23 protein-coding genes and 2 pseudogenes are annotated in these 20417 nt (G+C 63.2%); 13 read left to right on the top strand and 12 right to left on the bottom strand.

The genetic code is table 11. The features are described from left to right. Both H537_RS54150 and H537_RS56980 read left to right on the top strand, forming a co-directional pair. Positions 1-144: pseudogene (locus H537_RS54150) on the top strand (electron transfer flavoprotein subunit alpha/FixB family protein); the annotation flags it as partial. Positions 145-202: 58 nt separating this feature from the next. Next, positions 203-517, top strand: coding sequence for a hypothetical protein (locus tag H537_RS56980; RefSeq protein ID WP_375136361.1), 315 nt, complete (start codon positions 203-205; stop codon positions 515-517). 124 nt (positions 518-641) lie between these two features. On the opposite strand, the gene H537_RS50160 is transcribed toward H537_RS56980, so the two are convergent. Beyond that, positions 642-1370 (bottom strand): TetR/AcrR family transcriptional regulator, encoded by a 729-nt coding sequence (locus H537_RS50160; RefSeq protein ID WP_084151291.1) that lies wholly within the window; start codon positions 1368-1370, stop codon positions 642-644. On the opposite strand from H537_RS50160, the gene H537_RS0138580 reads away from it, so the two are divergent. The 3 genes from H537_RS0138580 to H537_RS0138570 all read left to right on the top strand — a co-directional run bounded on the left by H537_RS0138580 (position 1357) and on the right by H537_RS0138570 (position 5622). Next, a complete protein-coding gene (locus H537_RS0138580; RefSeq protein ID WP_156902243.1) occupies positions 1357-2397 on the top strand; it encodes a Bug family tripartite tricarboxylate transporter substrate binding protein in 1041 nt (346 codons plus the stop codon). The two genes, H537_RS50160 and H537_RS0138580, sit on opposite strands and share 14 nt — an antisense overlap. A gap of 131 nt (positions 2398-2528) precedes the next feature. Further along, positions 2529-3626 carry a porin gene (locus H537_RS0138575; protein WP_029002100.1) on the top strand — a complete coding sequence of 366 codons (1098 nt, stop codon included), beginning with the start codon at positions 2529-2531 and terminating at the stop codon, positions 3624-3626. A gap of 337 nt (positions 3627-3963) precedes the next feature. Continuing rightward, a complete protein-coding gene (locus tag H537_RS0138570; RefSeq protein WP_043462182.1) occupies positions 3964-5622 on the top strand; it encodes an FAD-dependent monooxygenase in 1659 nt (552 codons plus the stop codon). Positions 5623-5924: 302 nt separating this feature from the next. Here the strand turns inward: H537_RS0138570 and H537_RS0138565 are convergent, their stop codons facing one another. Both H537_RS0138565 and H537_RS0138560 read right to left on the bottom strand, forming a co-directional pair. Further along, positions 5925-6146: a hypothetical protein gene (locus tag H537_RS0138565; RefSeq protein WP_156902242.1), complete on the bottom strand. Its 222-nt coding sequence runs from the start codon at positions 6144-6146 to the stop codon at positions 5925-5927. A 32-nt stretch (positions 6147-6178) separates the two neighbouring features. Continuing rightward, on the bottom strand, positions 6179-6919 hold the full coding sequence (locus tag H537_RS0138560; RefSeq protein ID WP_043462148.1) for a Crp/Fnr family transcriptional regulator: 741 nt from the start codon (positions 6917-6919) through the stop codon (positions 6179-6181). 41 nt (positions 6920-6960) lie between these two features. Between H537_RS0138560 and H537_RS48280 the strand changes: the two genes are divergently transcribed. Next, positions 6961-8601, top strand: a complete 1641-nt coding sequence (locus H537_RS48280; protein WP_051244635.1) for an adenylate/guanylate cyclase domain-containing protein — start codon at positions 6961-6963, stop codon at positions 8599-8601. Between the two features lie 95 nt (positions 8602-8696). Continuing rightward, the gene (locus tag H537_RS48275) at positions 8697-9152 is read left to right on the top strand and encodes a DoxX family protein (RefSeq protein WP_051244633.1); all 456 of its coding nucleotides are present in this window, start codon (positions 8697-8699) and stop codon (positions 9150-9152) included. Between the two features lie 153 nt (positions 9153-9305). Here H537_RS48275 and H537_RS48270 read toward each other — a convergent pair whose 3' ends face one another. After that, positions 9306-9518, bottom strand: a complete 213-nt coding sequence (locus tag H537_RS48270) for a hypothetical protein (protein WP_043462146.1) — start codon at positions 9516-9518, stop codon at positions 9306-9308. A 90-nt stretch (positions 9519-9608) separates the two neighbouring features. Here H537_RS48270 and H537_RS0138540 point away from each other — a divergent pair, with 90 nt between their 5' ends. Continuing rightward, positions 9609-10055 (top strand): hypothetical protein, encoded by a 447-nt coding sequence (locus tag H537_RS0138540; RefSeq protein ID WP_029002096.1) that lies wholly within the window; start codon positions 9609-9611, stop codon positions 10053-10055. 6 nt (positions 10056-10061) lie between these two features. Here the strand turns inward: H537_RS0138540 and H537_RS0138535 are convergent, their stop codons facing one another. Both H537_RS0138535 and H537_RS48265 read right to left on the bottom strand, forming a co-directional pair. Further along, positions 10062-10313: an immunoglobulin domain-containing protein gene (locus H537_RS0138535; RefSeq protein WP_029002095.1), complete on the bottom strand. Its 252-nt coding sequence runs from the start codon at positions 10311-10313 to the stop codon at positions 10062-10064. 515 nt (positions 10314-10828) lie between these two features. Further along, positions 10829-11017: a type II toxin -antitoxin system TacA 1-like antitoxin gene (locus H537_RS48265; RefSeq protein ID WP_051244631.1), complete on the bottom strand. Its 189-nt coding sequence runs from the start codon at positions 11015-11017 to the stop codon at positions 10829-10831. 186 nt (positions 11018-11203) lie between these two features. Between H537_RS48265 and H537_RS52020 the strand changes: the two genes are divergently transcribed. After that, a complete protein-coding gene (locus tag H537_RS52020) occupies positions 11204-11359 on the top strand; it encodes a DUF1328 domain-containing protein (protein ID WP_029002094.1) in 156 nt (51 codons plus the stop codon). A gap of 471 nt (positions 11360-11830) precedes the next feature. Here the strand turns inward: H537_RS52020 and H537_RS0138520 are convergent, their stop codons facing one another. Then, positions 11831-13915 (bottom strand): AAA family ATPase, encoded by a 2085-nt coding sequence (locus tag H537_RS0138520; protein WP_029002093.1) that lies wholly within the window; start codon positions 13913-13915, stop codon positions 11831-11833. A gap of 674 nt (positions 13916-14589) precedes the next feature. Between H537_RS0138520 and H537_RS0138515 the strand changes: the two genes are divergently transcribed. Both H537_RS0138515 and H537_RS0138510 read left to right on the top strand, forming a co-directional pair. After that, positions 14590-14775 (top strand): CsbD family protein, encoded by a 186-nt coding sequence (locus tag H537_RS0138515; RefSeq protein WP_029002092.1) that lies wholly within the window; start codon positions 14590-14592, stop codon positions 14773-14775. Positions 14776-14809: 34 nt separating this feature from the next. Next, complete coding sequence (locus H537_RS0138510; protein ID WP_156902241.1) at positions 14810-15214, top strand: hypothetical protein; 405 nt, start codon at positions 14810-14812, stop codon at positions 15212-15214. A gap of 335 nt (positions 15215-15549) precedes the next feature. On the opposite strand, the gene H537_RS48260 is transcribed toward H537_RS0138510, so the two are convergent. Next, positions 15550-16038, bottom strand: coding sequence for a LysR substrate-binding domain-containing protein (locus H537_RS48260; RefSeq protein ID WP_051244629.1), 489 nt, complete (start codon positions 16036-16038; stop codon positions 15550-15552). Positions 16039-16438: 400 nt separating this feature from the next. On the opposite strand from H537_RS48260, the gene H537_RS54140 reads away from it, so the two are divergent. Together H537_RS54140 and H537_RS54135 are read left to right on the top strand one after the other, a co-directional pair. Beyond that, positions 16439-17134 (top strand): hypothetical protein, encoded by a 696-nt coding sequence (locus tag H537_RS54140; protein ID WP_156902240.1) that lies wholly within the window; start codon positions 16439-16441, stop codon positions 17132-17134. A 270-nt stretch (positions 17135-17404) separates the two neighbouring features. Beyond that, positions 17405-18169 carry a hypothetical protein gene (locus H537_RS54135; protein WP_156902239.1) on the top strand — a complete coding sequence of 255 codons (765 nt, stop codon included), beginning with the start codon at positions 17405-17407 and terminating at the stop codon, positions 18167-18169. 61 nt (positions 18170-18230) lie between these two features. Here H537_RS54135 and H537_RS52015 read toward each other — a convergent pair whose 3' ends face one another. The 4 genes and pseudogenes from H537_RS52015 to H537_RS54120 form a co-directional block, all read right to left on the bottom strand. Beyond that, on the bottom strand, positions 18231-18650 hold the full coding sequence (locus H537_RS52015) for a superinfection immunity protein (protein WP_043462141.1): 420 nt from the start codon (positions 18648-18650) through the stop codon (positions 18231-18233). A gap of 306 nt (positions 18651-18956) precedes the next feature. Next, a complete protein-coding gene (locus H537_RS54130) occupies positions 18957-19160 on the bottom strand; it encodes a hypothetical protein (protein WP_156902238.1) in 204 nt (67 codons plus the stop codon). 658 nt (positions 19161-19818) lie between these two features. Further along, on the bottom strand, positions 19819-19995 hold the full coding sequence (locus tag H537_RS54125; protein ID WP_156902237.1) for a hypothetical protein: 177 nt from the start codon (positions 19993-19995) through the stop codon (positions 19819-19821). A 99-nt stretch (positions 19996-20094) separates the two neighbouring features. After that, positions 20095-20417, bottom strand: a pseudogene (locus H537_RS54120) (IS701 family transposase); the annotation flags it as partial.

Raw genomic sequence — 20417 nt, 5'->3', positions numbered from 1 at the left:
CAGCACCTGGCGGGCATGAAGGACTCCAAGGTGATCGTGGCGATCAACAAGGATTCGGAGGCGCCCATCTTCAGCGTCGCGGACTACGGCCTGGAAGCCGACGTGTTCGAGGCTGTGCCTGCGCTGACCGCAGCACTGGTCTGAGCCTCGGGATCTGGCGCTAACAAGCAGCCGTGCCGCCTTGGTACGGCCGTTTCTCTACTTGGCGCGCAAGCTGCCTGTGATCATCGGCATGGCATTGAGCGCCAGTATCGCCACAGCCAACTTCGTCGACAGCAACAGCGTCATGATCGGCATCATGTCGCTGGCTTTCTTCGGCGAGGGATCGGAATTCCTGGGCTGGAACACCATCGGAGACATCGACCCGGTACGTCTGATCGGAGCGACCAGCATCGTGTTCTACGCGGCTGGCAAGCCAAGCTGCGCGAGATCCTGGAGTGCCAAAGGATCCATGTCGTTCGCGCCGTGCTGCTGCACGGGTGTCGCTGCGTCATGCGCTCCAAGGTCGAGCCGATGAAGGCCCTGGCCACCCTTGTGCGCCGGCACTTGGAAGGCATCGTGGTCTGGGAGCAGACCCGCCAAACCAACGGCCTCCCGACGTAAATGAAGGGCTATCCGAGATTGCCCCCTAGGCGGACGGCCTATGGGGCAGGTCGCGGCAACACGCCGCGGATGGCAAGCATCAAGGTTTCACGCAACCGCTCCACGCCCGCCGCGACCTTGGGCTGCCGGCCATGCAGCCAGCGCCGCACCTCGCTGAGGTAGATCATCACGAACAACTCGGCCACACGCGCTGCGTCCACCTCCACGGCCACCTCGCCAGCGGCCTGTGCCTGGACCACCATGTCCGTTACCTGCGCCAGCATGGTCTGGCGTCGCGCGTAGAAGCGTTGTGCTTGCTCACCAGCGTCGTCCCCCGGACCCAGGAAATCCGCCGTGATTTGCAGCACCGGGCGGGACAGCCTGGGCTCCGCAGCCCAGTAGCGGTAGCGCAACTGGAAATACCCCACCAACCGCTCCAGCAGCGGCCCGCCGCGATCGGCTGCTGCAGCGGCCTTCGCAGCCAGTGCCTCCAGCTCGTCGTTGACCACCATCAGCAGCAGTTCGCGCTTGTCGCGTGCGTACACGAAGACCGTGCCCGACGACACATCGGCTCCCGAGGCTATCTCGCGTGTCGTGGCGTCGTCATAGCCTTTTTCCAGAAACACCTGGCGTGCGGCCTCGACGATGCGACGGCGCTTGTCGAGCTTGCTGCGCTCGCGCAGTCCTGCTGGCTGTGTCGCTGCGGCTGCGTCCGTGACGGTGGCCATGCTTCTACCTCCTGTATCCACACCGAAGGATACGACGAATTGACGCTTGATTTTGATCATGATAATTTTTGATCATGCTCAAAAACAGGAGACAAAGATGAGAGATGGCGATGACTCCGCGGGCGCCACGCAGCTTCTCCGCCGCCGCTTGCTGCAGTTGCTCGGTGCCAGCGGCTTGCTGCCAACGGTATTGCATGCGCAGCAGGATGTCGTGCGCATGGTGGTGCCCTTCACGCCCGGCACGACGCCCGACCTGTGTGCCCGGCTGGTGGGGCCCCATCTGCAACAGCGCCTGGGACGGACCTTCGTGGCCGACAACCGACCCGGCGCGTCTGGAATGATCGGCATGGACACAGTGGCGAAGGCCGCGCCTGCAAGCGCGCTGCTGTTCGGCACATCCACCATGCTCACCCTGCCCTTCGTGTACGCGAAGGTTCCCTTCGACGTGTTGCGCAGCTTTGCTCCGGTGGGGATGATTGGCGACACCAATTTCGCCCTGGCGGTGCACCCCTCGGTGCCCGCAAAGGATGCACGCGAGCTGGTGTCGTGGATCAAGGCGCAAGGTGCGCCCGTGGACTACGCCTCGCCCGGCAAGGGGACTTTCCAACATCTGACGATGGAGTGGTTTGCCCACCTGGCGGGAGTGAAGCTCAACCATGTGCCGTACAAGGGCTCGGGCCCGGCACAGGCCGACGTGCTGGGCGGCCACGTGAAGCTGATGATCATGCCGCTGCACGTAGCGGTCCCGCTGGCAGCCGACGGCAAGCTGCGCATCCTGGGCGCTACCAGACGCGAGCGCGACGCCGCCTTTCCCAACGTACCCCCGCTGCACGACGCGGGCGTACCGGGCCTGGATGCCGACGCCTGGTATGCGGTGTGGGCTCCCAAGGGTCTGGGCGCCGAACCGGTGGCGCAAAACAACGCGGCGCTGCGGGCAGCGCTCAGTGATCCCGAAGTGCAGTCGACCCTGGCGCGCCAGGGCGTGCGGGTGCGCCCCGGCAGCCCGGCCGAGCTTCAGACCGCCACCCAGGCCGAATACGACAAGTGGGGCGCGCTGATCAAGGCGATCAAGCTGCCGCTCGAATGAGCTTCACGGCTGTTGACGGCGAACCATCAAGACTTGGGCAGCACTACCCGTCCTGCCCCGTGCCGTACTGCCGCGATCTGACTGCCCTTACCCCGAAACAACGACATCGATCTCAAGTATCCGGAGGAGACATGAACAGAATCCTTGTAGCTGGCCTGCTGGCCGTATCCGCAGCGGCGCATGCCCAGGTTCCCGCGCAGCCCGGCGTGCAGCTCTATGGTCTGATCGACCTCTCGGTAGAGCATCTGAGCCACGTGGGGCCGGCGCGCGACTCGCTGACGCGTGTGCCTTCGCTGGGCAGTTCGCTGCCCTCGCGCTGGGGCATCCGCGGCAGCGAGGATCTCGGCGGCGGGCAGCGTGCCGTCTTCACACTGGAGTCGGGCTTCGCGCCAGACAGTGGTGCGTCGAACCAGGGTGGGCGGCTGTTCGGCCGTCAAGCCTGGGTGGGTCTTTCCGGCGGCTGGGGAACGCTGATGCTGGGGCGCCAGTACAGCATGTACTACCTGTCGATGCAGGACGCCGGCATCCTGGGTCCCAACCTCTACGGCCTGGGCTCGCTGGATCCGTACATTCCCACTGCCCGCTTCGACAACACGGTGGGCTACATCGGCCGCTTCAGCGGCATCACCCTGGGCGCTGCCTACAGTCTGGGCCGCGACGTGGCGGCAGCGCCGGGAGGAACCAATTGCGCTGGCGAGAATGCCGCTGACAGTCAGGCCTGCCGCGCCGCGTCGGTCATGCTCAAGTATGACCAGGCCGCCTGGGGAGTCGCCGCGGCGTGGGATCGGCAAAGGGGCGGCACCGGTGCCTCGGCGGGCTTGACCAGCAGCGCGCTGTCCGACACGCGCAAGAACATCAATGCCTACGTGAAGTTCCACGGTATCAAGCTCGCTGGCGGCCTGGTGCGGCGTGACAACGAGGGGGGTGTGCCCGGACTGCGCCGCAGCGACTTGAGCTACGTCGAGGCCGCCTGGCAGCTCACGCCGTCGCTGTCGCTGGAAGGCCAGGTGGCGCGGCTGGACTACAAGGACAGTGCCAGCGAAGCCACGCTCGTGTCGCTGCGCACAACCTATGCCTTGTCCAAGCGGACGGTCCTGTATGCCACGGCCGGTCACATCAACAACGACGGCAGCCTTGGCGTATCGGCCAGTGGCGGTCAACCCGGAGGCGCGCCTGCAGCGGGCGGCACGCAGACTGGCGTGGCACTGGGCATGCGGCACGCCTTTTGACCCGATCCTTGATCAGGCAATGGGCCGTTTCCCGACCTTTCTCCAGACTTGACCCGGCGATGGTGCTTGCTGTGCCAGTGCACGCCGACGCCGGCCTGCATTGGCGGTAGCAGCGACAAGTGCAAAGCACGCCTTCCAACCTCGCGGCCGCGCGCCTGCACGCTGAGACGAAGTCGATCACTGCCGGCGTGCGCTTGGTGCCGCGACGTGGAACGTGGAACCGATCGAGACCTTGAGATGGCGCTGCTGAAAAAGCGGGCCAGGGTTTCGTTGGCTCAGAACTGATCAAGACCTGGGGGATTACCGCGGAGTAACGGTAAACATGAGCAAGAACGACATGAACTTGAACAGCATGAGCACGCAACAAGCCACGGCCGGGGCGCACGACGCTGAGGTGGTGATCGTGGGTGGCGGGCCAGTCGGCATGGGGCTGGCCATCGAACTGGGCCAGCGCAACGTCCGCTGTGTGGTGGTGGAGCGCTATCCCCAACCGCAGCCGATCCCCAAAGGGCAGAACCTGACCCAGCGGACGATGGAGCACTTCCACTTCTGGGGGGCCGAGCAGCAATTGCGCGCGGCGCGCACCATCCCGCCCGAGTACGGCATCGGCGGGCTCACTGCCTACGGCACGCTCCTGGGCCCCTACGCCTACGACTGGATGCAGCGCGAACTGGTCAAGCCCTTCTACTACACTGCCAACGAGCGCCTGCCGCAGTACGCCACCGAGGCAGTGCTGCGCCGCCGCGTCGCGGAGCTGCCCTCCGTCCAGACGCTGTACGGCTGGGAGGCACAAGACATGGTGCAGGATGCCGACGGCGTGTCGGTGACGATCGCCGAACGTGGCGGCGATGGCCGGCGCGTATTGCGCGCAGCCTACGCCGCAGGCTGCGACGGCAGCCGCTCGCGGGTGCGAGAGCTCGCAGGCCTGACCCAGACCCGTAGCGACCACGATCGTCTGATGGTGCTGCTGGTGTTCCGCTCTCACGAACTGCATACCCTGCTGGAGCGATTCCCCGGCAAGTCGTATTACAACGTGCTGCAGCCGGAGCTCGAGGGGTACTGGAAATTCTTCGGCCGTGTCGACTTGGGCACGACGTGGTTCTTTCACGCCCCCGTTCCCGCCGGCACAACCGCAGACAATTTCGACTTCCGGGCGTACCTGCAGGAGGCCGTGGGTGCGCCGTTTGACATCGAATTCGAGCACATCGGCTTCTGGGACCTGCGCTTCATGCTCGCAGACTCGTACCGCAAGGGCCGCGTCTTCATTGCCGGCGATGCCGCGCACAGCCACCCGCCCTACGGCGGCTACGGCGTGAATTCGGGCCTGGAAGATGCGCGCAACCTCGGCTGGAAGCTGGCTGCAACACTGCAAGGCTGGGGTGGCGAGCGCCTGCTGGACTCCTACGACGCGGAGCGGCGTCCGGTGTTCGGCTCCACCATCCGTGACTTCATCGCCAAGTCCATTGAAACCGATCGCGCGTTCCTTGCTGCGCACGATCCTGCGCGCGACCAGGCTGCCTTCGAACAGTCCTGGCAGGATCGCGCCAAGGGCGCCGTGGGCGAGGTCCATGCCTTCGAGCCGAACTACGAAGGGTCACCGGTGGTTTGGCCGGGCTCCAGCCAAAGCCGTACTTGCAGCGCCGTTGGTTCTCACCGCTTCGAGGCCCGCGCTGGCCACCACTTGGCGCCGGCAACGCATTCCTCAGGCCGCAACGTATTCGAGGCATTCGGGCCTGGGTACACGCTGCTGGCGCTGGGCGCCCGCCCCGACGCCGTGCAGGCATTCCGTGATGCCGCTGCTGCGCTGGACGTGCCGTTGACCATCGTGGAAGACCAAGTAGACGGCGAAATCGCCCGGTACAGCGCGCGATGGGTGCTGGTGCGGCCAGATCAGTTCGTGACCTGGGTCGGCAATGAACCAGGCGTTTGCGCTGAAGATGCCCGCAAGGTACTTGAACTGGCCCGAGGTGAAACTGTGGACCGCGCGGCAAGCTGAGCGTTACCTGCATCGCCGTGCACGCACGAATGCTGCTTGGTCCACACGGGTTCAAAGGTGCGAATCCATGGGGCGTCGGTGCATCGGTCTGATGGCATCACGGCCGGTGTCAACAATCCTGACACCGGCCAAGTTCATTATCGTTAGCCCAGTACGCTGCCGAAGCGAAGTCGCCTTTGCTTCAGCTTTGCCCTCAGCCCAGGCATAAATGCTTATGCAACTGTTGATGTCAAAGCATTGGTGACTGGGGCAACGCTCCCCGAGCCAGACGATCAACAGTGGCCACTTGACTCTCATCGAGATCACCGACAGCGTGCCAGCGCTCCGAGGCCCGGACACGCGAGTGGCAAGCACCGGCCCTCCAGCGCGTTCCAGGAAGATGCTGCAATATCGAGGCCGCTCACGCGCATCATCAAGCGCAGCTTGCCGATGCCCATGTTCAGCATGGTGTCAGCCACCAGGACGCCGAGTAGGCTTTGCAGATCCATCGCGGTGACGGCTGAATTCGGCACGAAGCCCGGCACGTCGGGACTGACACCCCTTTTCCGGTCTTTGGCTATTCTTGAGGCACTGTCGACAGACCGGCCCTGTTTTTCTGGACCAGTGCCTCCAGCCGCTGCACGTCCAGCACGATCAAGGCGCCTGGCTCCTTGCAAACCAGCCCGGCACGCTGCAGCGCCGACATCTCACGGGAAATCTGCTCGCGGTAGGTGCTGATGGCACTCGCCAGGTCCGCGTGGCGTGGCGCCGGTGCGATGCGGGCGCGGTTGCCCTCGATGCCGGCCTGCATCGCCAAGCGAAGCAGCTCGGCCTGCAGGCGCTGCGGCACGCCCAGCGTGCTGAGGTCGACAACGCGCTGGGACAGGCTGCGCACCAGCCCCGTCAAACGGCGCAGCACCTGCTCCAGCACATCGACGTGCTGCTGCATCAGCTGCAGGAAGAGCATTCGCGGCACGACCGCCAGCAAGCCTTCCGTGATCGCCTGGATGTCTGCCGAGCGCGGGCCGCCGTCGATGGCGGCGATCTCGCCGAACCAGTCGCCGGCCGCCACGTCGCGGAACGTCACCTGCCTGCCCGCGGCCGAATAGGTGGTCACGCGCACGCTGCCCGCCACGACGAGGTACACGCTCTGCCCGTGTGCCGCCGCGCCCGTGTCTTCCCGTGCCAGGACCATGTCGCCGGCGGACATCCGCTGCCAGCTGCACTGCGCAGCCACGGCATCGCGCTGGGCAGGCGTGAGCCCGGCCAGCAGCGTGACCTCACGCAGCGCGAATCCCGAGGCGGCAGGGCTGTGCATGCTTCCCATTGTCCCAGCAGGCGATGGCACGATGATGGGCCATGATCTCGTTGCGATCGTTGCGCTGGGCCTCGGGGCTGGTTCTGCTGGCCTTCGTTGGCAGCCACCTGCTCAACCATGCCGCGGGCGTCTTGTCAGTGGCGCTGGCCGAGCGGGTGCGCGAAGGCTTCCTCGCGTTCTGGCGCCATCCCCTGCCCACGACCGCGCTGTACGGGGCGCTGCTGCTGCACATGGCGCTGGCGCTGCAGGCCCTGGCCGGCCGTGCCACCCTGCGCATGCCCTGGGCCGAAGCCGTTCGGCTGCTGCTGGGGCTGCTCATGCCGCTGCTGCTGGTGACGCATGTGGTCGGCACAAGGGGTGCACATGCGCTTTTCGAGCATCCCGACACCTATGGCCGCGTGGTACGCCAGCTCTGGTCCAACGACGGCGGGACGCGCCAATTGCTGCTGATGCTTGTGGCCTGGTGGCACGGCAGCCTGGGGCTGCACTTCGCATTGCGGCACCGCACGGGCTGGCGCCGCCGTTACCACCTCATCTTCACCATGCTGGTGATGGTGCCGCTGCTGGCGGTCCTGGGCTTCTACGCCATGGCTTTGGAGCTGCGGGACGTCGTGCCGGACGCGCGCGCCGTGCCCGTGCTGCCGGCGGACCGGCGCGAGGTGCTGGGACGCCTGGCCGGCGCGCTGGGGTGGGCGTGGAGCGGGATCGTGCTGGCCACGCTCGGCCTGCGTGTCCTGCGCAGCCGGCTTGCGCGCCGGCGAGGGGCCATGGTGCGGCTGGAGTATCCCGGGCGCAGTGTCGAGGTGCTGCGGGGCTGGACGGTCTTGGAGGCCAGCCGTGCCCACGGCATCCCCCACATGTCGCTGTGCGGTGGCCGGGCACGTTGCTCGACCTGCCGGGTGCGGGTGGAGGCCTGCGCGCAGCCGCTGAGGCCCGCCGCTGCGGAAGAAGCCGCCACGCTGCGGCGCGTCGGTGCAGCAAGCGACGTGCGGCTGGCCTGCCGGTTGCGCGTGCATGCGCCCATGCGCATCACGCCGCTGCTGCAGCCGGGCGTCGCGGGCACGCCAGTGCAGCGCTTGGCACACCAGGAACGCGAGGTGGCCGTGTTGTTCGTGGACCTGCGCCGCTGGAGCGGCCTGGCGGAGCAGCATTGGCCGCATGACCTGGTCTACGTGCTGGACCGCTACTTCCACACCGTGGGCGAGGCCGTTCGCGACAGCGGGGGCCTACCCAACCAGTTCATCGGCGACAGCGTGATGGCGCTGTTCATGCACGAGTCAGGGCTCGGCCGCGCCTGTGCCGATGCGCTGCGCGCCGTGGTGGAGATTGAACGCCGGCTACAGGCCCTCGATGTCGCGATGTACCGGGAATTCGGGCACAGGCTCGATTTCGGCATGGGGCTGCACTGCGGGCGCGCTGCCGTGGGCGAGGTCGGCTACGGGGACGCGCACACGTTCACGGCGGTCGGCGACGTGGTCAACATCGCCAGCCGACTGCAGGAGTTCACCAAGCTGCGCCAGGCACGCCTGGTCGTGTCGCAGGACGTCCTGGACGCCGCCGGCGTGCGTTTGCCTGGCAGCGTCATGGAGGACGTGCAGCTGCGCGGACGCAGCGCGGCGCTGGCCGTGGTGGCCCTGCGGGATCTGGCGCCGCTTGCACCGGCGCGTGCGCAAACGCACTGACAGCACCAGCGCCCACCCGGGACACTGCCTGCCGCCGCGTAAGCCACCTGCCGCTTGCGCTTGGATTTACCCACCCGATTCACGAGGAACGCCCCATGACGAATACCGCCGACCGTCCCATTGCCGCCGCCACCGACCTTGCGCCGCTACTCCTGCGCGTAGTGCTTGGCGTACTCGTGCTGCTGCACGGCGTCGCCAAGGTGATGGCCGGCCCGGGCTACATGATGGCTCTGGTGTCCAAGGCCGGGTTGCCGTCGTTTGTGGCCTACGGCGTGTACATCGGCGAGGTGGTGGCGCCGCTGTTGCTGATTGCCGGCCTGTGCACGCGCAGCGCGGCCGCCGTCGTGGCGATCAACATGCTGTTCGCGTTCGCGCTGGTGCACACGGGCGACCTGTTCAACCTGTCCAAGACGGGCGGCTGGGCGCTGGAGCTGCAGGGGCTGTATTTCTTCACCGCGCTGGCCGTGGCGCTGTTGGGTGCCGGCCGCTACAGCCTGGATGCCGTGATTGGCCACCGCCTACCCAGGCCGTTGGCCCTCGCGGCGGCCTGAAACGGTATGCCCGTAAAAGCCCTGGCTTCCGTTCGGAATGCTTCGATGAAGCTGGGCTTGGCACTTGCGCGCCAGGGCCTCAGTGCGCCGGCGCGCTGTCGATGATCTCGACGAGGTCCCAGGCGTTAAGCGACTCGGGCGGTGGCTGGTCCGTCACCGCGATGCCAACGGTACTTGGTCCACTTCGACGGACAGCAACGGGTCGATTTCCGTGGCGATGTCGCGCAGCCGCTGCACGATCCGGCCAATGCGCTGGATGCGGTCGGGAAGTCCTTGTTCGGTGGGGGACGCATCCAGCACCGCGCAGAGTATTTCCCTGCCATCCACCACCGTTTTCCAAAAGTCGCGTGCCTTGTGCCGGTCCATGGCTGCTGCCGTGCTGAGGGGTGGGTCCGATCGATCGGTCGTTCGACTGCGGGAGCAATGATGCCTGCGTGTGCGTGGCACGCTTGCGGCATGCCTGACGCCTTTGATCCCCAGCCCCCGCAGCAATTGCGTACCTTCTATGACCGGTTCTCGGCGCGGTACCGGGCGCCTGGCGTGCGCCTGTCCGGCTTCAGGTTGAGGTGGATCGCCTATCGCAGCGAGGAACTGGACCAAGGTATTGAGCGCGCGGTGCTCGACCTGACCTGGGGCGAAGAGAACGTGACCCGGCAAGTCCAGTTCGTTGCACGCGCCCTTGAGGAAGTCCAAGGAGCATTCGCACTGACCTTCGTGGAAGCTGGATTCAAAAGGGTGCTGTGGGGTGGAGATGACGAGCAGCTGGCGCCAGCAGTGCTCAGGATTTCGATGTGGTGCACTGACCACCCGTGCGGGCTGATCGGCCGCATTGAGGTGGATGCCGATGGCCTGCCCACGGGGGCGGCGCCGCCGCCGTTGCCACTGTTGCGCATGGCCGGCTGAGCGGGTTCAAGGCGCAGGCGGCTCATTGACGGCTGAAAGCAGCCGCTCCCGCTGGGTTTGCAGCGACTGCAGCACGTCTTCCTCGACATCGACCTCTTGGCGCACCGTCAGCGACTTGGGTTCCCAGGGCGACAGGCTGGCCAGCAGCTCCAGCTGCGCGGTGATGCGGGCCTCGCACCGGGTGATCATGGACTCGGTGCGCGCAAGCTCGTCGAGGTCCTTGGCGTGCGAGTGTGAAGGCTGCTTGGGTGCGTCCATGAGGTCGTTTGCTGGCGTGAAGCCACCCGGCGCAGCAAGTCACGAACCTGTGACGGAGGCCAAGTATCCGGCGGGAGCTGTTACGTAAAAGGGCAGCCCCACTAAGTACAACATACCTGGATTTGAATTCGCATCACAGCCAACCCTCCTCACTCCCTTTACCCTTCCTTCCCCCCACTCCCACAAGGAAACCACCCCCAGTAAGCAAGCGGACAGGACAGACGGAGCGCGGACTGTTATCCCTTGAAACGTCCTCAAGACCTCGACACGGGCACTCAGGACTCGGCACACCCCCGGCCCGACTCAAGGGAGCAGACCACGAAAGGTAGCAAGAGCTCGCAGAGAACCCAGTATGTTGTATATGGTCGGCAAGTGTGGGATACAACGGCTTCTGCACACCAAAGCGGCAAGGCCAACCAAGCCGTTACTGTTTTACGGACACCCCGTCCAAACCAAGATGACGCGGTGGCCGGGCGCTGCGCCATCCAGCCGCACCACGTGACACGTCACTCGCTTCATTCAGCGTCGAGCCGCAGCTTGCATTGGCACTCGACAACGCGCTTGAGAGGGATCAGGGGTTCCAGCGGCGAAAGCAGCGCCAGCGCAAAACACGCCTGATTCGCGACCGACAGTCCTACCACCTCAGCCGGCTTGATGGCGCACTGCGTGGTGTCCTGCATGGCGTCCACCACGAAGTCGGTCACCGTGCCAGCCCTGCAACTCAGACATGAGCGTCCTTCGAGGCGGGCAGTTTGAGCAGCAGGCGTCTTTGCCTCCGCTCGCGTGTGCCTTGCCTGTACGTCGCCTCCTACACGTGGATGCGTTCAGCGCCGACAGACCACACGGGCTCAGACAGCCTAACGTTGTTGGGAACATTGAAGGAGTCACAGATGCTGCACTGGGCTGCCGTCTTTCTGATCATTGCGCTGGTCGCGGGGGTGTTGGGTTTCGGCGGAATCGCCGGGCTGTCGTCAAACATCGCGTGGATCCTGTTCGTCGTCGGGGTGATCCTCGCCGTCGTGTACGCGGTCCGGCGTGGCCGCTAGTGGATCCTTCGCCAAGCCCGTCGCCATTGAAACAGCGTTAGCGCTGCGCGGGAGCACCGCATCGGCCGGAGGCTGCATGCTGCTGGTGCGGCCAGCCGATGCCTGCGCGCGACTTGGTCTGTCACGGGCTGCCTTCATCGTCTGTACCTACTGACCGTCTGGGCTTTTCGCCTTACCGGGACTCCCGGACGATCAACGTCTTTTTCGTTTCAGTGTTCGGGGCAACGATCGGCCCGTTCTCACGCCTGCGCGTGCTCGCCCGATATCGCACCACGTGCGCTCACGCTGCCACCTGAAGCTCACTTCGCGCAACACCGCCGTCGCACCAGATGTGCCGCCCAGGGCCCGGGCACCCCGCGCAGACACGGCGCAGGTAGCGCATCCGCCCGGACTTGACGATGCCGTGCTGCAGGAAGAATGCGCCGGCCTTGGCAGGGGAAGCGCGCAGTCACGTGTTCGAGCGTGAGCACGTCATGGCGCTCCCGCATCGCGCGCATGGTCCGCCTCGAAGCGGCGGATCTCATCCAGCGCCTCGGCCAGGTCCATCTCGATGCTCTGCATGAGCTTGCCCACTAGGTGCTCGCTCAAGGGCATGAGCCGTTGCAGCAGCGCCTTGGTCTCGTCATACAGGCGCTCGCTCTGCGCCTCCATGATGTTGCGCGTCTCCTCGTCCAGCGCGCGGCCGCCGCCCTGGCCATCCGACAGTGCGCCGAAGTTCAGCCGCGTCTTGCGGTACATGCCCATCTCGCCCACGGCATGGTGCAGCAGTTGCGTCACGCGGGTGATGTCGTTGTAGGCACCGTTGGTGGTGCCGTCCTCGCCGAAGAACAGCTCCTCGTTGGCCATGCCGCCCAGCAGCACGCGCACGTCGTGCTCGATGTCGCCCTTGGTCTTGAGCAGGCTGCTGCCCTGCTTGTAGAAGACGAAGCCCAGGGCGTTGTTGCGCGGGATGGCCTTGAGCGAGATCTTGATGGTCTTCATCTCGGCCAGGATTCGGCTCCAGTCGTCGCCCGTCACGCGCCGCTCGCGCTCCAGGTCGACCAGGAAGTGGCCCCACTCGTGCACGGCGATGATGCGGCGGTCGCGGTCGCGGTCGTCGGTGGTGCTGGTGTTGACGTTGCCCACCAGCACGCGCTCGGCGGCCTGCATCAGCGTGTCGGCGCCGATGAGCGCGCCGGCCTGCACGGCCATGATGCCGGCCTGGTTGACGATGGTCTCCAGGTCCGCCGGGCTGCGCCCCTCGGTCACCGCCACCAGGTGACCCAGGTCCAGGTCGGGCAGGACCTTGTCGGCTCGCTGAGCCAGGTAGTGATGGATGATCTGCAGGCGCTCATCGCGATTGGGCAGCCTGAAATCCACCTTCATCTGGAAGCGGCGCAGCATCGCCTCGTCCATCTGCAGGGTCGCGCTGTTGAAGTTGCTGGCCACGACCCAGATGATCTCGGTGTCCTGGCGCGTGCGCACGCCGTCAAGGAGTGCCAGCAGCGTGTTGGCGGTGTCGTCGTCGAACTTGCGGCGGCCGCCACGCTTCATGAACAGGTCCTGCGCCTCGTCGAGGAAGACGATGGAGCGCTTGCGCCGCCGCGCCATGGCTACGATCCGGTTGAGCGTGTTGGAGCCGCCGGCCACGTAGCCGGTCTCCAGCGCGGCCGCGGAATGGAACAGGATCGGCAGCCCGAGCTCGCGTGCGAGGTAGCTCGCGAGCTTGGTCTTGCCGGTGCCCGCGGGCCCGCTGAACATCACGTTGAAGGGCTTGCGGATGCCGTACTCGGCGTACTCGGCGCGGCGCCGGTACTGGTCCACGATCTGACCGACCTCGGCCTTGATGTCGTCCATGCCCACCAGTTCATCAAGCGAGCCGCTGACCTGCGACGGCTCGATGAACTTCATGCTCTTGAACTGGCCCCGGAGCTGGATCGCCAGGAAGCTCAGCAGGCCGATGGTCAGCAGCGCCGACAGCACGCCGCTGGCCGTGGCCCGCCAGCCGTCGTCCGCGGATTGCGGGCGGGCATTGGCGAAGCGCTGGTCGAGGCGGTCGAGCAGTTCCTGGCCCGACGCAGCGAGCTCGCCGCGCGGGACGAAGGCAAGCTTGGCGCCCCAGGGTGCGGTGACGGCCTTTTCGGCAAAGATGCGGGTCTCGATGTCGCTGGGGTAGTAGGCATGCAGCCGCCCCCGCGACTCCACCAGCACGATGCCCGCGCGCACGCTGAAGAGTTGAGGCTCGTAGATCACCGTGATGTGCTCGACCGGCTCCGCCTCCAGGAAACCCAGCAGCGAACCGCCGCCCAGCACCACCGGCAGCCGTTCATCGAGGGCGGCTGCGCCGCCCGGCGTGGCCACGGGGATGGCCTGCACCGCGTCGGCCAGGGCGGCGCGCCGTTGCAGCAGCATGGCCGAGTAGATGGCCGTGGCGGGGATCAGCACGGCCAGGGCCACCACGCCGAGCTTGGCGGCCACGGACTGCATCGCGAACCAGTCCTGTAGCCGCGTGGCGGCCTTCTTCAGCGCCATCCAGGGCCCTTCCGGGCGGCTGTTGCTCTTGGACGAATCCGACATGAACTGACCTCCGTGCTACCGGTGCGCTCACTCCGGCACCTTCGGTGCCCGGCGCCGCGCTTTCCTATGCCGTCCCGGCAGTGTCGTTCTTCACGACGCGCAGGCGGTGAGCGGGAACGGCCATCGCCACGGCGGCCCACAGGCTCAGCGCCCCGCCGCAACGGCATCCATGCTGCGCTATCACGTTGTCCCCGTCACCCCGTTGCGGCTGTCGGTGGCGACCTGAGGGTTGCCAGAGGTAAAACCTTCTGTGCACGCCGCGAAGTTCGCGTAACCCGGACCATGGGCCACGGCCGGCGAAATTCGTCCTGAGACGATGGCCGTGCACGGCGGCACACCCGGGAACCTGGAAAGCGCGTGGGATTGACCGGATCGGCACGTACACGCTGGCCGCCTATGGCCGGGCAGGCGACGGCTACCGCTTCCATGAAAGCCATCCAGAGGTCGTCGAGATCGCGGGCCGCAAGTTGTCCTTCAGGCGCGACAGCGCGGCGCGCGTCAAGGACGTCACGCAGTCTCAAACCACGGTAAACCCCTTGGTTGGGGTCAGCTTCGTCTGACACTGCGTTCGGCCGCCGCTGACAAGCCAACAGGATCCTGGACGAATGCGCAAAAGATGCGTACGCATCACAGTCACGTCACCGGCACATGCCGAACCACGATGAAAGGCAAGCATGAACAAGGACCAAGTCAAGGGCGTGGCTGAACAGGCCAAGGGCAGGATCAAGGAAGCCGCGGGCGACCTCATGGGAAACCGGCAACTGCAGCAGGAAGGTCGTGCCGACCAGGTCGGTGGCAGCGTGCGCAAGGGCGTCGGCGACGCCAAGGAACAAGTGAAGCGGGGCATCGACAAGCTCTGAACGCTGCTCGCTGCGACAGGGCAGGCGCTCGACCGTGTCCCCTGACGATCCAGACAAGAACCTCGCTCAACACCATCGGGAGTACTTCACCATGAACGTCATCCGCCACAGCTTCGTTGCCGCTGCCATCACGCTGGCCGCCTTTGCTGGCGCCGCACAGGCCGCGGACCAATCCAACGTCGGCACCGGCACCTCGGCCGCACAGCGCGAGATGGACCGCGGCGTCCCGGGTGTGGACGTGGACGTTGGCAAGAACGCCAAGGGAGCCATCGACGTCAACGTCAACAAGAACAACGCCAACGAAGCCCCGCCCAGCAGCAACGAAACCGCCCGCGGCGTGCCGGGAATCGACGTGGACGTCGGCCGCAACGCCCGCGGTGCGGTGGACGTGCACACGGACCGCTCCGCCAGCCGTCCTGCGCGCTCCGATCGCAACTGAGCGCGCCAACGGCTGCTGCTTGCGTCCGGTGCAGGGCACGGGGCGCAAGGCAGGGCAGCGTGCCGACGCATGGCAGCGGACGATTCCGTGCCCTCCCCGCTGTAGGCGGTAGACGGTAGGCATTGATGGCCGCCTCCACGGCCTCCAGCGGCGGCTGCAGCTCGAAGCAGTCGGTGTCAAGGCTCGAGGTTGCCGCGAACGTGGCTGATGTCTTGGCCTCATTCGATGCCATGTCGACGAACCCTGACCACGCTGTGCTGCAGACAATGGCGCAGGCTGCCTGTGAGCAAGCCGCTTCTCACGGATGACTCATTGCCAGGGCACCGATCATTCGCTCATGAGCGTTTGAACACCGAGAACATGCCGCTGATGCTCGCCAGCAGGTGGCCGGCCGCCGCCGACAGCGGCCGGCCCTGCCGGATCATCAGGGACACCTGCGCCTGCTGGCAGAGCGGGTAGGCCAGGTCCAGGGTCACGAGCTGGCCGGCCTCGACCTCTGGCGCCACGGCCAGGCCCGCGCCTACGAACGTCACGCCGTCGGTGGCGCGCACGAAGCGCTTGAGCGCGGCGACCGAGTTGCTGGTGAAGCTGCGGTGCAGCGCCACACGCTCGGCGTATTCAAGCAGTTCGACCAGGCGCCCGACGCCGTAAGCCGGCGGCATCAAGGCCAGCGGATAGGGCTGGATGTGCTTCAGCCGCAGTGGCCCCGACACCTGGGTCAACGGGTGGCCTGAGCGCACCAGCAGCTTCGCCGGCGCCGCGGCACTGGCGACGACCCGCAGCCTGGCGTCGGAAGGCGGGTATATGCCGGGGTGACCGAACATCGACTGTCCCAAATCAACGACTTAGCTGTCATTGATCGTTTCGACGGTACTATGACTGGGGCAGCGAAGGCAATCGTCACGCCCTAGTCATTCACCAACTTGGTCGGCGCCAGACCTCGCTGACCGCGTGCACCCTCTTTGAGAGCACCGCACAGCTTGGCTTGTTCACCACAAGACCATGGGTGCCATGGCCGAGCACGACCGCACCCATTGACTTGATGGCAAGGTTCAACTCGACGCTGCCTACCTCGGCGGCGAGAAACCCCGTCAGAGGCGCACCGGGCTCCCTACTCTGCTGGAGCATTTCATTGCGCCTGTGGCCCGATCTGGGGACTTGGAAAATCACGGTGTTTGTGCTTAATTTCTCCTTTGAAAGTCTAGGCACATCGGGGTTTTTACAATGGATATGTTGCGGTCCAGTCTTGTACTTCTCCCTTTTCTTGTGGCATGCGGTCCGCAGGGCTCTAGCAATTGGGCATCGCCGGCAGAGATCGCTGCTTCGGCGGCTGCCGCAGCGGCTGCTGCATCAGCGGCCGAAGAAGCGGCCAAAGTAGCAGAGGCTCGTGAACGCGAAGAGAAAACGGCTGATTGCAAGAAAAATATTTCCTCAAAACTTGCAGAGTATCGCCAGTTGATGACAAAGCGTGAATACGGGAATGCGGCGCTTGTAATTCGGGAATGCTCCGAACTTCTTAATGAACCCAAGCTACACGAGCTTGTTACCGACGGGGAAATTAAGTCTCACTACCAAGATCTCGATAATCCCACCCAATCGGTGTTTAATAAGATTCAGGCCATCGAAGCACTTCAGCGCGATTACCCAGAGCATGCCAAAAAGAACGAAAAGCGTCTGGCTGCGTCAATGGCTTATCTGCAGAGAGAGCGGGAAGCAAAGGAACAACAACGTCGCCTTGATAGCACGCCACCCCTTGGGATTTCGACGCAGGAGGTCATTAGTAGTTACTGGGGATACCCTACCGGCGGCATCAACAGGACCACAAGCGCCCGTGGAACAACCGAGCAATGGGTCTATGGCAACGGGCGGTACCTTTACTTTGACAACGGTAGGTTAACGACAGTACAAGAGGGGCGGTAAAGCGCGACCAGCTTGTGAGGCATCAGCATGTAGAAGATCGGTTGCCATGACATTGAAATACGGTTGCGCGCACCAGCGTTAAAGCCAGGAACGAGGCGTTCTGCTGAGTACCAAATGTCATGGCGAAAAAACACTAGTGACGCCACCGGTCAAGCGGCGGTTGTTCTTCTATGCGGAAGGATGGTGCGGATGAGTTGGAGAATCGGGGCGCTAACTGCAGCATGTCTAACAATTGGCGGGCTGATCGGATGCCAACGACATGATAGGGCATTGGACCAAGTTAAACCCGACACCCCTTCGTCAGTGGCCCAAGCGACTGAGCCGCCGCTAAATAAACCCGCCACGGCAGCGCAGTGGCATGAGTTGGTAGCCAAGGCATTCGACAAAGTCGATCGCGATGCGCTTCATAAGCGCAAGGTCTTTGAAAAGAACGAAGGAACCATGGATGAGAACGGTATAACCGAGTTCTACGCTTGTTTCAGCAAGTCTACGTCGGCGTGCCAAGTAGGGTTGGAAGGGAAAAAGGACGCGTTTCGTAAGATTCAGTTTTTCAGTGCCTCGGTACTGGATGCTTTCGATATGCAGGCCAAATATGCTTCGGGCGGGCCGAAGCCGTCGATGCGGAGCTATGTATCTCTGCGGGACTGCAAGTCTCCCGCCCTTGTGATCTTGCCCATGTTTCGATCACGCGCTGGCTGGTTGTTTTTGAATCAATTATCGATTATGTCCGATGGGGTAGTAGTTTTTGACCGCAAGCTTGACGACGGATCAGTCAATCGTGATCACGACGAGATCTGGGGTATCCAAGAGAGTGTTCATTTAGTCCTGGAAAGTGCTGAAGTCGATGCACTTAAAAAGCTTCCCGATGCTTCTGATGTCATTATCCGGCTCAGCGGTCAGAAGGGCTATGTCACTCTTGACAAAGAGTACTCTCGCATTTTCGCAAAGCAGCTACGTTCGCTTTACGTGGCATACGATTCGTTGAATGAAGCATCAAAAAGCGTCGGCACGGTAGATGATTCTTCCTGCCCGTGAGGACAGGCGATATTTTTCGACGACAGGTCAAACCGCATCCGTCGCAAAGCCGAAGCGCTTATCAAGTAGCGGACTGCAAGTCGCTCTTGCAGTGCTTGCACTTCTTGGCCTCGGCAAGTATCTCTTCTGCACAGAATGGACATTTCTTTATGTCGCGCCTAGGAGCTGCAGATTGGAGAGGTTGCGACTGCTCTACAACATGAACAGGAGATGGTTCTGGCCGTTTAAAGGCCCATGCTACGGCAACCACCCAGCCGAGCACTGACCACCCAAGGAAAATATTGACTAAAGAAATGGCGCCGAGATTTGGGTGCTGTTTTTTCCACGCCTCATAGGTCGGCAGCATGTAGAGAGCCGGCCCAAAGATGAAGAAGGACGCGGCAATGAATTCACCAAGAGCATTAAGCGGTCCGTTTTGCGTGCCCATAGCCCAGCTAAATGCAGTCAAGGCAAGCAAAATCAAAAAGCGTACAGCGAACATTTTCCCTCCTTGGCACCTAAAGCTTAGACGTGACCGTCGCGAGACGTATAACTTGGACAGTGGGTCGAATGCTTACTTAATTCCACCCCCATCCAAAGGGTGGGCGGTGAATGACGGGCATGAATAGTGGATTTTCAAGGGCTACTCAATCGTCTTATATCTATTTTGTTCAGATGCCGCCATGTTTTTTGATATTCGAGACAACCTCTGGCAAGCCCAAGAACTGTTGCTGAAATTTTCATTCGGCACACTGGCACAACACCGCGTCACCGCACAAGCAGAGCTAGAAGAAGAGTAGCGCAAGATTTACCGTTGCCCGCCTAACACATCGAGTCCGTCGGCAACACGACAACCGGCAACTGCTGCGAACTCGCCGATCGAATTGGGCGAAAGCGCTGCAAACGAAGCGTTGGGGGTATTGCGCGATTGGACAACCGCTCCACTTGTATCGTAATAATTGGCCGTAAGTTCACGAATTTCATACACCGCATTGCACTTGACCTCGACCATGTGCAGGTGTCTAACGTAGGTCACAGTCGTACCGTTAAAGGATTTTGTAGTTGGTCTCGGCTCGATAAATCGCATCCACATCTTGATTTGATCTGGAGCGGACCGAGTGATGCGCAACGGGTGTATCGCGATCCTAGTCTGGGTCGGGTCGGAGATGAGGTCAGCCCACCCCTCCGCGTCCTCACCGCGTGCCACGCCACACGTAAGGATAGCCAGCATTCCGACGCACATCGAGGAACGTAGCTCTTTCATCTTGTCGCTCCTGTTCGGGCCGCGAAGGTCATGGATGATCGCCGCAAGCCATGCGACTGGCAAGCTAACTGATGTTGGTGATCATGGCGCCGGGGAGCGGCCCTGACCTTGAAGCGCGAGCTTCGGGCACAGGCTTTTTTCCAACAGTAGTTGTCAGTTCACACTTCGACATTAATGCACGATCATAGGCGGCGTCCAAAACACAAGTGGCTTGGTTTTTCTGACAAGCCGTATTTTGGTATATGCGTACTGACGAGTATTTAGAGCAGCATGGTTTCGCTTGCCCAGCCCGTAGCGCTGGGTCGCGCCGTCTGCCGGCGCGACGACATGCGACGAATCAGCCCATGGAAAGATTAGCAGAAAGTTTTAATTTCGCTATCTTTGTTGATGCTGTTAAAGCCGTAATTCATATATAATCCAGAAAACTTAGCTCCTCTTTTAATCTCGCATAGTCTTTAGATGACAGGAGTTTATCGCCGTTAAGCTCGGTGAGTTTGGCTGTGGCTTTGAAATTATCTAATTCCGGACGATCCATGGCGCATAAGATGACTTGGGATTCACCACCAATATCAGAGATAAGCAAGTCAAGAATTTCTGAGTACGACTGATTGACCTGCTCATGCTGATTTGGCGTGTCAATTACCAAAGGTGCGACGACTTCGTTTTCAGAATCATATAGGACTTACGCAACGAGCACCATCCGCACCGCCGGGCTGCGCAGCTCGGCTCTTAGATAGTTGGACAGCATCTCGCGTTTGAGCTGATAGAGTGTTTTCCCGACCTGTCGCGCCTGAGCTGCCAAGCAATCCCAAACCAGCACGGCACAAGCAATATGGTTGCGCTGCATCCGGCCGCGCCGGCACTGGCATTTTTCCGCTCCAGTGAGCTGCTTGAATTCGCGATGAAACTGCTCAATCTTCCAACGCGTGCCGCACGCTTCTTGTGTTGCATCCGTGGAATCCTGAGATAGATCGTTGGTCACGATCCAATCGATGCGGTGGGTGG

The sequence above is a fragment of the Azohydromonas australica DSM 1124 genome (assembly GCF_000430725.1).
In the GTDB taxonomy this organism is placed as follows: Bacteria; Pseudomonadota; Gammaproteobacteria; order Burkholderiales; family Burkholderiaceae_C; genus Azohydromonas; species Azohydromonas australica.
Note: the sequence above shows the minus strand (reverse complement) of the source record. Positions and strands in the feature narration are given on the sequence as shown.